The sequence below is a fragment of the Microcoleus sp. Pol8_D6 genome (assembly GCF_036700965.1).
Lineage (GTDB): Bacteria > Cyanobacteriota > Cyanobacteriia > Cyanobacteriales > Microcoleaceae > Microcoleus.
The window spans coordinates 1-10,500 of sequence record NZ_JAUBPW010000117.1 but is presented as its reverse complement, the minus strand read 5'-3'; the positions used below and the strand labels follow the sequence as shown (position 1 = coordinate 10,500).

The window sequence follows — 10,500 nt, the reverse complement described above, 5'->3', positions numbered from 1 at the left end:
GGCAATAGTAAACCGATACGAGTATTTATCCATTAAAACCCCGTATTTTCGTTATTATATTCGTTTAGTAAATCATCTTGAATTTCATGGATGCCCCCTCGAACGTGATAACCGTGATGGATTTTGAGATAATTCTGAATGTCGCGCACTTCGGCTCGTTGACTGATATACAGACTTCTAAGTACAGTTAATTTTCGTTGAATATTAGCTAGAAGTGTCAAAATGCCACGTGTCACGTTCCACAAAACAATTAAACTAATCAGCGAGGTTAGAAGAGTCCCAATTAACGAAGCAGTATCTGTAAGATTTTTCATTGCAATAAATGACTACATATTTTTATTGAAAAAACTAACTTGTTCGTTTATACTTAATTTGTCTTTATTAACAAAATTATGTATGAAATCTCAATTTGAACCATTAGACAGCGAAAATTACGTGTTTTGCGTGTTAGACCCAGAAGCAACTCTTCATGCTCGCAGCGATAAAACTTATACGACCCATGATTTTTTAAATACTATTTCAAGTTTTTTAAAAAATCATGTGTTTGCGTCAGGCTTCGATTGTTGGACAAAAACAGGTGTTCAATGCAGTTTGCTCAAAATTGGGGCAAACGGTTGGGTTACAGGCAAGATTTGGGTCAAAATTATTTTAGAGTTTGCGCCAGATGAATTTAGCGATAACGCGCCTTAATTTACCTCAATTTTTAAAGCGTATGACGGCTCGTTAATAACCGACCTGCGAAAAGGATAATACTGTTTAACTTGTATTTTGTAAGTCGCTAATCCCGATTCAACCTGGTCGGCAAGAACAGGCAAGTTTAACAGGATTCGATTTGGTGATGGGTAAACAACAATTGCTTTTTCTTCAATAGGTAGCTCGCCGTCAATCTGCCATAACCTGCGAACCAACAGCCGAGACTTAATGGATGAAATTAGCCCAGTAGAAATATAAGTCAAGCAAATTAAATCTTGGTCTATAGCGCTTTGATTTGTTTGTCGCCAAATTGTCTCATCTGGAAAAACAATTCCTAAATCGAACCAAGCCATTCGTCGCCAAGCTCCCACAAATTTAACGGATTGCCGTTTTCTTCTTCTGTTAGTTCGTCGTCGGCATAACCATCGACGTATTCCACAAGTTCGTCTATTTCGCCGCTTAATAAATATTCTTGCAAGCTATTGGTATTAACAATTTCTGGCAAGTAATTGGGATTTTTTTGGATAAGGTGCATAGTTTCGCAAGTTTTACTTGCCGCATTTTGGTAAAAAAACGGCAAGTTAGCAAGCGTTTCCGCAAACTCGTGATGGTGCGGTAGTAGCAGCATATTGTTTTAATCAAGGCTGAATTTACGAGCTTCGCCAATGCCAGACCAACCAGCAGGCAAAGTAGCGCTATCGCCGATAAAAGTTTCAATCCGCAGCGTACCGTCGGTTGTCGAAAGGCTTCTAAAAGCGCGTCCCGGGCGCGGTAAATCAGCACGAACTAACAAACTGCGAAATTCTAAATCGGTGTTAGGAATAGTGATTCCCAAGGCAGTGGCTTCCGCCGTTGTGATTTTGTTGAACTGTTGGGCGGGCATTCGCCAGGCCCAATTGAGCCCGGATGTCGTGACAACGACTAACATCGAGCCTTTTGCCGCTTCACCGCCAGCAATGGGGGTTCCAAAAGCTGCGGATTTTTGAGCAATTCTGCCTTGATAGACTGCCCGCTTAACAACTTGCCATTTTCTAGTAGCAATTGCAGTCGCCATATTAGCGGTGCTAACTAGGGATGTAATGCCTTCTTTTTTCTTTTTTAACCGCGCTGGACGAGGGCGGCCATTTTTGCCCGTGCCGACAAAAATAGGAGCGGCAGGCCCGCCCGCTGTTAATGTTGCCGCGTCAACCTGTCCTAAATCTGTAACTTCGCTCGCGTCTACGTTTGTTTTAAAAACGTAAAACGCATTAACACCGCCTACGGGCATTGAAACGGCCCGCAAGTTGCGTTGACCGTAAATATTAGTAACTGCCATTATTGGTTTTTTGGGTGAATTTTAATGATTGAAAATAACTTGCTGCTACCCTAAGAGCGGGTAGTAAAAATTAACCTACAACAGGGTACACGTCAGACACTGTGCTGCGCTGAAAGCTAGTTAAGGTGTAAGTTTTTGGGCGCACGGTTTCAGTGGTAGTAGTTTGTCCGGGTGGCCAAAAAATTGTTTGTTCGTTCCCTTGACCGACTGCAAGGGATAGTACGTCTGTGCCAGCGGGTGCAGTTGCGTTAAAAGCCGCTTGAGTTTCGTTGAATGCGTCAAGCAGGTCTACAATTACGCGAATTGCTTGGGCCGTGCCGGGATAAGCAGTAGGATCGAGAGTAACGCCAGCTGGCAAATTGGCTGCCAATTGAGTAACGGTAATAGACATAAATTTCTCTAAACAGAGCTGTGTTTTGTTTTTTCACCTTAGTAAACTCAGCCCAAAGATGTCAACAGCTAAAACGCCCACTGGAAAAAGGTTTCAACTAGCAGGGTGTTATGCTCAACCCTAGGGTTGATCCGTAGCACTTATGGTCAACTTGCCCAAATGTAAATATTTGTAACATGAACTTAATCCTTTACCCAAAGTTGAGCACGCGCAGCCGAAAAGCTTTAACCCGTAAAAACAGGCGCTGGGGAAAACCTTACAGTTACCGACCTCGCGGCCGTTTGCTGGAACGATTAGCGCGCGAAACTAACTCGAATATCACTCAAGTGCGATTACAGCTTGAAAAAGAGCGAGAGTATTTGTTAACTCAAAATTCTTTACCCTAAAAGCGGCATATTAGCGGGTTCGCTTTCGGGCCACAAATCAAATGCAATTCGCTCTTCTGTCCACATTCGGCCGTTAATGTCTTCCCTGCCGTCCAAGTCAGGTGATCGCTTTTTCCAAACCAGCACGGCCTTAGAGGGGTAAACAAGGTAGGGCAATTCGCGCCGCGTTGTCGTCGGGTCTACGTAACCCGAATCGCGGACGCCGTTTGGCAAAAGTTCGGCTGTAGAGAGTTTGAGCAGTTCTTTGATTTTTTGCAGTCCCTCGTTTTCCGTGCTGCCGTAACACTGCATTTGGTGCCCGTTGTTGAGTTGGGCGTTAACCAGACGCTGGCCGCTGGTGTACTGTTTAGCTGCTAATTTTATTTCTTCCCAAGTTAGACCGCGTTTGACATCAAAAACGGTAATCTGTCGTCGGCGCGCTCTTTTTCCAGTCGGCATCACCCACGGTGGCGTTGTTTTTTCTTTAAATTCAATCATTAACCGCCGCTCTTGAGTTCCCGGTCTGATTGTGTCGTCTACCGGATTACCGTTAACAAGTACCCCCACATCCCGGTTGCCGAGCATTTGATGAGTAGCCATCACGTTGACGATTGTTGGCCGCAATACGGCTTCAGGCCCGCTTAAAATAATCCGCTCTTCCGGTGCGCTGCGGTCTGGAATAATTTCCACGGTGCGATCGCTCCCCAGCACAGAATTTTGCTGCATTGCCTGTTGCGCGAGCCAAGCATCAATCCCGCCCGCAACAGCAAAACCCGCTTCAATACAAGCTTCCGACCCTTCCTCTAGCATCTCTCCTGTAAAGTTCTGCCAGAAAACGTTGGGAATAGATTCAATTTTTTTCTCTACCGCTTTGCCGATCGTCCAGCTTTCCCCAGTTCCCCAATTTTTGACAGTTTCTTCCCCCATGACGGTCCGCAATCCCTTGCCAAAAAGATTATTGGGGTCTTTGAGCGCGCGCCGCACATCTTTGTAAAGCCATAGAAAAGTTGCCTGAGCACTCATGCGAAAGCCGGCGTTGATAACTTCGCTCGCAGCGTCTAGCATTTCGTCCAGGGCTTGCTCTCCTACTTCCTTTAATAAATACGCTCCCATCGACTGATTGAAACTAAAAACCGTTGCAGCCGGCACTAATCCGCAACCAATCCAACCGATCGTTCTTCCAACCGCACCGCCCAAAATACCGCCAAAGGAATTCCATAATCCTTCAATTTGCTTGTTTATGGCGGTATCGCTAATATTCCAGTCAAAGTTATAAATAAATTGCACGCCGGATACTATCCAGCTCCACAATTTTGTAAAACTAAACGAAATTAAACTGGTAATTCCAGAAATTAAAAAGTTACCAAATCTCAAAGCTCCATTAAAAATTGTCTCTAGCAAACCACCACCGCCGGAGCTTGTAGTTGTTGCGCTTGCCGACCAAGTTCGGATTAAATTACCGCCTGTAGAAGATTCCCGAAATTTTCGCGACGCAAGTTCGCGCAAAATCATCCCAATTTTGGGAGTTGGTGCCGTAGTAGCCATTAATTGTCACCTCCAGCTTGTGAAATGTTGTCTCCAATTTGTCGAATGCGAGGACGGCGATCGGGTGTTTTTCCGTAGGGATTTTGGATATCAGTAATCCCCGTAGTATTGCGAAATCCATTTTCTACGGAGTCGATAAAGTCCTCAAAGTTTTGTGCAGGGTCAAATTTCTTTTCTTCTCCATCACTTGTTTTTTCAGGTCCGCCACTAGCCACCAGTCCAGCTAAATCAACAGTGCTTTTTAATAGATTCAAAAGTTGAGATTTTGTATCATTCTTAGAATCTATTTTTTGCCAATGCACCGCCCGAGTCACGGCTGCTGCTTGCAACAAATCAAGGAAAATATCGCGTAAAGTTTCTTTTTCTACGTAATCAGTTCCTTTAATGTGTCCTTCAGACTCTTGTACTAAAGCGCTAATTGATTCAGCTCCAGCGGTAAAACTCATTGGCACAGGTACATCAATTTCCGTGCTTTTAAAAGCCATGTATTTAATGATAGCTTTTGCAGCTAAGTACCCTTTAATGGCTTCTTGCCGACCCATTCCAGATTCAACTAAATTTTTAGTTGTTATGGCAACAAGTGCATCGACGTTAGCCATCACACTTAACATTTGTCCTTCCAGTTCAGCAATTGATTCCGCTAAATTAGGAAATTTAATTTGTTTGCCTTGATCGCCTTCTTTCGTGAGGTCGGCATCCTTGACATTTATTTGTATTTCCCACTGCCCCCAGCGTTCATCATCGCGCCTAAATTGCCAGTCGAGTAAACTTACTAAATCTACAATCGGCACTTGTGGCGGTTCTGCGGGCTGTTCTCCTTCTTTTGGGATTTCTTGAATAATAGTTGAAGGTAATTTGCCGGGAAATCTGGCAAGCCCTAGTCTTGTATAAATTAATCTTAAAAATTTAAGGTTTTCTTGACAACAGGTATCCATCTCTTTCCTTCTTGGTGGTGGGTTTGGAAAAGGGGCAGGAGAAGGTGCAGGAGAAGGTGCAGGAGAAGGAATGTACCCACCTGGACAAGGGGGAGCTGGAAATATTTCTAATATTTCTATACTGTAATCATAAGGAGAGCCATACCAGGGATTAATTCCTCTACTTGTATCTTTGTGGTAATATTTTTTTCGCTTATAATTTATTTTATATTTTACGTGAGCATCGTACTTGCCAAGCGTAAAAGTGTTGGATGTACTATTAATCAAAGAGTGGCCGATTATATTTTTAGATTTTTGCCAGTGCCAGTTGCCACAATAATTTAAATATTCAATAGTTTCTACACCATTTTGAAAATAGCCACCTGGATAGCTCCATCTTTCACACTCTTTGATATCGGCAGCCGTGAGATCTGTATAAATCCCTTGCGGCACTACATTGTACAGGCCTGGCCCCGCCGGATTAGCATAATAATGAGGATTATAAGTTTCCCGCCGACGCAATATTAAATATGTCTCCACCGCTTGTTCTATCGGAGACAGCGTCCACGCTATGAATTGATTGATTAATTCACCTTTGTTATTCCAATTTCCGTGATACGCCGCCAAAAACATATCATCATCTTTGCACGATTTAGTGACTGTAAATACTCCTGCATTAGCAAGTCCTGGCGTATAAGGCGTTGGTGCTGGAGTTGGCGTTGGCGCGGGTGTTGGTGTTGGGGTTGGTGTTGGTGTTGGTGTTGGTGTTGGTGCTGGAAACTCCAATCCAAGGCTTAACTCAATTGGAGTAAAAGGAATTTGCAAGGTAAATTCAACGCCTACATTCCCATCATTTGAAGAAAGATTAATTCCTAGTCCTCCAATCTCCCCTCCAATACTTCCTCCTCTAATTTCTCCGGTATTTACATCAATAGTGGCTCCACCACTCAAGCCTAAAAGTCCGCCGGGAATCTCAGCGCTACCGGCAATCGAAACAGTACCTTTTGAAGGATCGCCGCTAACATCTAGACCGATCGGGCTAATTTCAACGCCAACACCGCCCGTCACACTAACGCCGCCAATATTTCCGACTTCTTGAGTAACTCCAATACCTCCACTCGATACTGATGGCTGTGCTTTCCGCCCCATCTCTGGGCCGCTACTATCTTTGCCCAGATTTATTGCATTCGAGCCCCTTGTGGCGCTTGGCGATCGCCCCGATGTGCGACTAACCCTAGACATAGCTCGCCTCGACTCCGGAAATTCGAGAGGTGCCGCCATCGGCGATTGCCCACAGTTCCCCGCTCAACGTTTGCTCGGTCAGGTTGCCGCCGCCGTTGCGAGCTAAATAAATCCCGGTACCTACCGCAACACTAGAATTTCCAGCAATCCAAATATCTTTATCGCCAGTGTTCGTGGCGTAGAGGATAGCTCGGTTTTGATTTGCCGATCGGAATTGTATAGGTGATCCCTCTGGGATTTCGATTCCGTAGGGCAAACCAGCGCCGATCGTCCTTACTTGTGGCTTGGCAATTAGGTCAATATTGAATCGGTAATCGCCTTCTAGATTTATGTAGTCGCCGAGTCCTAAGACGCCGTGTCCATAATTAATAATAGAAATTCCCAAACTGTCGTCAGGACTTAATAACTTTAATTGATTGATTGTTAAATAGGGGATTACGAAAGGTATTGTTGTTTCCCTCCCCTTATTTTGCAATCTCGCTGTTGCCAAAACTGACCATGCACCGCTCCCTTTCCGCGCGTGGAATCTTAACCCCACAAACGGATAATCCTCCTCAACAGCAAGCATTGCAGCAATTTTTTCCGCTGAATTCATTTCAGGAAATATTTCCGGGAAAGGTGCTTGTTGGTATGATGGCAAGTAAATCGCACCGCTTAACGCTTCCAAATAAAAACTTTTGCCCAAGTAGTAGGAAATACTAAGCGGATCATATTCAGCAAAAACACTCGCGCAATTCAATATTTCAATAACCCCTGTACCATCGGCGCTTGTGATACTCCGCCGGAAACTTCTGGTATTCTCAAGTTGATTTTCAGCCATTAGGTTAAATAGACCTTGCCTTCTATTACGCTGCCGCCACCGGGCAAGCTAATTACTTCTATAGGGAATTCAATCAAAGCGCTGAATGTTGCATTGGTGCCGCCGCTGGCTGCGAGTATGTGAGTGCAGCGGGTAATTGCATTTATGTTGTTAGGGTTGCGGGTTTTATCGAGCTCTATAAGCTTCAAATCGATGACAGCTTCCATTGCCGCTTGAGCAAGGTTAGGAGCGCTGCTGCCACCAGTGCCACTGGTAAATGTGCTACCAGTGAGGTAATGAGTTGCGTTGTAACTTGTGCTGCCACCTACTGCGTTACTTGCAGTTACGTTTAGCAGTAAGTCAATCGCCGCCGTTTTAGTGGATAGATTGACGGTGATCGTAATTCGGTCGGTTCTTTCAGCAACTCGCGTTAAGTTATTTTCCTCTTGCTCCAGCAATGCGAGAATTCCGTATACATACCGCTCTTTACTTGCCGAGCCAGTAGGATTGGCGTGAGAAGTTCCCGAAACCGAAGCACCGGAACCCGAAATATGATCCGCCATAATAAATTACTTAAAATAATTCTTACTTCTCAAGTTTAAGTAAGATTACAATGCTCGCTGGTAGGCTTCTAAATTCTTAAGAAGTTGCTCTTTTAGATAAAAGAGCAAATGTTTAAGACAAACGAAGAGCCGGAAATCAACGGTTTTGACTGCTATGCTAGAAAAAGCAGCAAGTTAGTTGCTGATTACCACATATTCACGCAAGAACAGCAACCGTGAAAATTATAAGATTTGGACAAGCGACACCTTTATGTCAACTGACTTTTAATCAAATCAGCAACCAATTTACTACCGATTTATATAAATTATTTTTAGGGATTTCTTGGTACACTGGGGAAAGACCGGACGCGATCCTCAAAATAGATGTTAATCATATCTACCAAGATGTTGAAGCGCGACTTCCCCGTGACAAAGTGATTTATCCGGGCTCCAACCGCAAAGACAGGCAAACTCGCGAGGTAAATATTCACAGGGCGCTTAGATTAATGCTGAGCGCTTACCAACCGCCTGAATCAGGTTTTTTGTTTCCCTCGCTCTATAGGGCTGACAAACATCTAAGTCGGCAATCCGTGGATAAGGCTTTTAGGCGAGCTGTTAAGAAGGCTGGGCTAGAAAATCAAGGATTTTCCCTTTACTCGGCGAGGCGAGGTTTTGTTACCCGATTGAATGAGCAAGGGTGCGATATTAAGCTGATACAGCGCCTAACGGGTCACAGGAGTCTGGCTTCACTGGGGCGCTATATTGAAGTTTCGGATGCCCAATTAAAAAATGCAATTGATAATTTTTAAAACATGACTTTATTTAATCCAAGCCAACAGCAACAACAGCAGCTAACACAATTTTCTAACGCAGGGACTGTAGCAGAATTCGCGCTAACAACTGCAACGACTACGATTGTATCGGATCGAAGTGCAGCCAAAAATAGACGCGGCCTTACTATCTACAATGACGGAACAGCTAACGCGCTATTTGCTTACGGCACAACTATTTCCCCCACTGCATTTACTGCGGAATTATTGCCGGGGGGATACTTTGAAGATTCATCGGCTGCACCGTGGCAAGGGCCGGCGGTGATGCGAAGCACAAACAGCCCAACCACTGTAAATGTCACCGAGTTGGTGATTATCTGATGCCTTTACACAATCCCATCACCGAGCCGCAAATACCCCAGCCGATCGCCCGTGATGCAGAATTTCAGGCAGCGGATGCAGCACACGTAAATGCGCCAGACCCACATGGTCAGTACAGACTAAAATCGACAGCTATTACCGATGCAGAACTTCCAGGCACAATTACTCGTGATGCAGAATTTCAGGCAGCGGATGCAGCACACGTAAATGCGCCAGACCCACATCCTCAATATTTATTACCATCGGAAGGGGATGCTCGGTATTTAGGAATAAATGCTAAAGCGATCGACGCAGAAAATGTTGACGGAATTGATAGCAGCCGTATTGTTTTTGGCGAAAACTGGCACAAAGCTATGGGTGCTAGTGTAAATATAGATAGTGTTTTTTACACTTCGGGATTTCTGGATTGTTACGGAGGAGGAGGCACTTTTCCTTTTGGGACTGAGCATATTAATGGATTTCAGTCTCGCCACGGAAACCCCACAAATCAATGGGGAATGCAGGCGGGATGCCAGAATACTATTAACAATGAATTTTACTTCCGAACAGTAACGTACGGGGTTTGGCATCCTTGGCGGCGGGTGTGGAATGATGGGAATTTCAATCCTGCTAGTCACGTGCAAGTTTTTTCTCCTACTGTAAAAGCTTTTGGTGATAGCGAAGGACTCTTTACTGCTATCGCCAATAATTGCGGATTTGAAGTAAGGTCTGCAAACACTTCTTCTGCCGCTTTTATCTCCTTCCACCGCCCAGGAATTTATGGTGTCCACTTTGGGATAGACACCAATAACGAGCTGAGAATAGGTGGCTGGTCGATGGCAGGCGCTTCTTATCGAATTTTCCACGAAGGCGTTCCCCTCTATTTTGGATCAGCTTTACCTATTGCTAATACGGCTGGGAATTCTATCGCATTCGGCTGGAACTCCGTACAGCCGGGGCAAGGAATTGCGGAAATTTGTAATTATGCAGGATTAGGTGGCGGCGATGCTTTTAATTTTTTCAGAATGGGTGGCAACGCAGTTGCATTTCCTACTCTTTCCCACAGAGTAGCCCGAATTGATATAACGGGAGCTTACATCCAAACATCGGATCGCAGGCTCAAACAAAATTTTTCACCCAGCCCTGGACTAGCGGAAATTTTAGCTTTATCCCCGCAGAAATATCGGCACTACGAGTGCGAGGAATTTGAAGAGAAAACGAAAAAGATAAAGCTTGGAAAAAATTCTCTAAGCAAAATTGGATTTGTGGCGCAAGACGTGCGAAAAGTTTTGCCAGAGGCTGTAGATGTCACCCAATCGGAGGGAGAGCTTTATGGAATTGATTACAGTTGCATTGTTGCTTGCCTTGTACGGGCCGTCCAAGAACAACAGCAACAAATAAGCGAGCTGCGCGCTCGACTACCCGCGGTTAAATAGGTTTTTTCAACATTGCGGCAATTTCGGCAGGGGGGATTCCGGCAACTAAGAGCGATCGCACTTCCCGCACTTTCTCTTGGGCGATCGGGGAATCCGTGTTACCGCCCCTGATGTGAATTGTGCGAACT

General features: G+C 44.7%; 14 protein-coding genes. 5 read left to right on the top strand and 9 right to left on the bottom strand.

What is annotated here, in order from left to right; translation table 11 throughout:
• Positions 1-32 precede the first annotated feature (32 nt).
• Positions 33-314, bottom strand: coding sequence for a hypothetical protein (locus QUA10_RS27955; RefSeq protein WP_333085882.1), 282 nt, complete (start codon positions 312-314; stop codon positions 33-35).
• An 82-nt stretch (positions 315-396) separates the two neighbouring features.
• On the opposite strand from QUA10_RS27955, the gene QUA10_RS27950 reads away from it, so the two are divergent.
• A complete protein-coding gene (locus QUA10_RS27950; RefSeq protein ID WP_333085881.1) occupies positions 397-690 on the top strand; it encodes a KGK domain-containing protein in 294 nt (97 codons plus the stop codon).
• Here QUA10_RS27950 and QUA10_RS27945 read toward each other — a convergent pair.
• From QUA10_RS27945 to QUA10_RS27930, 4 genes are all read right to left on the bottom strand, one after another.
• Positions 687-1,046, bottom strand: coding sequence for a hypothetical protein (locus QUA10_RS27945; RefSeq protein WP_333085880.1), 360 nt, complete (start codon positions 1,044-1,046; stop codon positions 687-689). The genes QUA10_RS27950 and QUA10_RS27945 overlap by 4 nt on opposite strands.
• On the bottom strand, positions 1,028-1,321 hold the full coding sequence (locus tag QUA10_RS27940) for a hypothetical protein (RefSeq protein ID WP_333085879.1): 294 nt from the start codon (positions 1,319-1,321) through the stop codon (positions 1,028-1,030). The genes QUA10_RS27945 and QUA10_RS27940 overlap by 19 nt, the downstream gene beginning before the upstream one ends.
• 6 nt (positions 1,322-1,327) lie before the next feature.
• Complete coding sequence (locus QUA10_RS27935; protein ID WP_333085878.1) at positions 1,328-2,008, bottom strand: hypothetical protein; 681 nt, start codon at positions 2,006-2,008, stop codon at positions 1,328-1,330.
• A 70-nt stretch (positions 2,009-2,078) separates the two neighbouring features.
• A complete protein-coding gene (locus tag QUA10_RS27930; RefSeq protein WP_333085877.1) occupies positions 2,079-2,399 on the bottom strand; it encodes a hypothetical protein in 321 nt (106 codons plus the stop codon).
• A gap of 176 nt (positions 2,400-2,575) precedes the next feature.
• Between QUA10_RS27930 and QUA10_RS27925 the strand changes: the two genes are divergently transcribed.
• The gene (locus tag QUA10_RS27925) at positions 2,576-2,785 is read left to right on the top strand and encodes a hypothetical protein (RefSeq protein WP_333085876.1); all 210 of its coding nucleotides are present in this window, start codon (positions 2,576-2,578) and stop codon (positions 2,783-2,785) included.
• Here QUA10_RS27925 and QUA10_RS27920 read toward each other — a convergent pair.
• Genes QUA10_RS27920 through QUA10_RS27905 form a run of 4 tightly spaced genes read right to left on the bottom strand, consistent with a single transcriptional unit; the run spans position 2,777 to position 7,827 of the window.
• A complete protein-coding gene (locus tag QUA10_RS27920; RefSeq protein WP_333085875.1) occupies positions 2,777-4,309 on the bottom strand; it encodes a hypothetical protein in 1,533 nt (510 codons plus the stop codon). The genes QUA10_RS27925 and QUA10_RS27920 overlap by 9 nt on opposite strands.
• Entirely contained in the window at positions 4,309-6,465 is a 2,157-nt protein-coding gene (locus tag QUA10_RS27915) for a hypothetical protein (protein ID WP_333086450.1), read from the bottom strand. Before QUA10_RS27915 ends, QUA10_RS27920 begins: the two co-directional genes overlap by 1 nt.
• Positions 6,458-7,285: a hypothetical protein gene (locus tag QUA10_RS27910; protein WP_333085964.1), complete on the bottom strand. Its 828-nt coding sequence runs from the start codon at positions 7,283-7,285 to the stop codon at positions 6,458-6,460. Before QUA10_RS27910 ends, QUA10_RS27915 begins: the two co-directional genes overlap by 8 nt.
• Positions 7,285-7,827, bottom strand: a complete 543-nt coding sequence (locus QUA10_RS27905) for a hypothetical protein (RefSeq protein ID WP_333086447.1) — start codon at positions 7,825-7,827, stop codon at positions 7,285-7,287. Before QUA10_RS27905 ends, QUA10_RS27910 begins: the two co-directional genes overlap by 1 nt.
• A 215-nt stretch (positions 7,828-8,042) precedes the next feature.
• Here QUA10_RS27905 and QUA10_RS27900 point away from each other — a divergent pair, with 215 nt between their 5' ends.
• The 3 genes from QUA10_RS27900 to QUA10_RS27890 are packed head-to-tail and all read left to right on the top strand — an operon-like array spanning position 8,043 to position 10,372.
• Entirely contained in the window at positions 8,043-8,615 is a 573-nt protein-coding gene (locus QUA10_RS27900) for a tyrosine-type recombinase/integrase (protein ID WP_333085931.1), read from the top strand.
• Between the two features lie 3 nt (positions 8,616-8,618).
• Complete coding sequence (locus QUA10_RS27895) at positions 8,619-8,957, top strand: hypothetical protein (protein ID WP_333085932.1); 339 nt, start codon at positions 8,619-8,621, stop codon at positions 8,955-8,957.
• Positions 8,957-10,372, top strand: a complete 1,416-nt coding sequence (locus tag QUA10_RS27890; protein ID WP_333086445.1) for a tail fiber domain-containing protein — start codon at positions 8,957-8,959, stop codon at positions 10,370-10,372. The genes QUA10_RS27895 and QUA10_RS27890 overlap by 1 nt, the downstream gene beginning before the upstream one ends.
• Positions 10,373-10,500 lie beyond the last annotated feature (128 nt).

Bases quoted from the DNA above. Each gene is read 5' to 3' on its own strand.
- QUA10_RS27955 (WP_333085882.1), bottom strand. From the start codon at position 314: ATGAAAAATCTTACAGATACTGCTTCGTTAATTGGGACTCTTCTAACC.
- QUA10_RS27950 (WP_333085881.1), top strand. From the start codon at position 397: ATGAAATCTCAATTTGAACCATTAGACAGCGAAAATTACGTGTTTTGC.
- QUA10_RS27945 (WP_333085880.1), bottom strand. From the start codon at position 1,046: ATGGCTTGGTTCGATTTAGGAATTGTTTTTCCAGATGAGACAATTTGG.
- QUA10_RS27940 (WP_333085879.1), bottom strand. From the start codon at position 1,321: ATGCTGCTACTACCGCACCATCACGAGTTTGCGGAAACGCTTGCTAAC.
- QUA10_RS27935 (WP_333085878.1), bottom strand. From the start codon at position 2,008: ATGGCAGTTACTAATATTTACGGTCAACGCAACTTGCGGGCCGTTTCA.
- QUA10_RS27930 (WP_333085877.1), bottom strand. From the start codon at position 2,399: ATGTCTATTACCGTTACTCAATTGGCAGCCAATTTGCCAGCTGGCGTT.
- QUA10_RS27925 (WP_333085876.1), top strand. From the start codon at position 2,576: ATGAACTTAATCCTTTACCCAAAGTTGAGCACGCGCAGCCGAAAAGCT.
- QUA10_RS27920 (WP_333085875.1), bottom strand. From the start codon at position 4,309: ATGGCTACTACGGCACCAACTCCCAAAATTGGGATGATTTTGCGCGAA.
- QUA10_RS27915 (WP_333086450.1), bottom strand. From the start codon at position 6,465: ATGTCTAGGGTTAGTCGCACATCGGGGCGATCGCCAAGCGCCACAAGG.
- QUA10_RS27910 (WP_333085964.1), bottom strand. From the start codon at position 7,285: ATGGCTGAAAATCAACTTGAGAATACCAGAAGTTTCCGGCGGAGTATC.
- QUA10_RS27905 (WP_333086447.1), bottom strand. From the start codon at position 7,827: ATGGCGGATCATATTTCGGGTTCCGGTGCTTCGGTTTCGGGAACTTCT.
- QUA10_RS27895 (WP_333085932.1), top strand. From the start codon at position 8,619: ATGACTTTATTTAATCCAAGCCAACAGCAACAACAGCAGCTAACACAA.
- QUA10_RS27890 (WP_333086445.1), top strand. From the start codon at position 8,957: ATGCCTTTACACAATCCCATCACCGAGCCGCAAATACCCCAGCCGATC.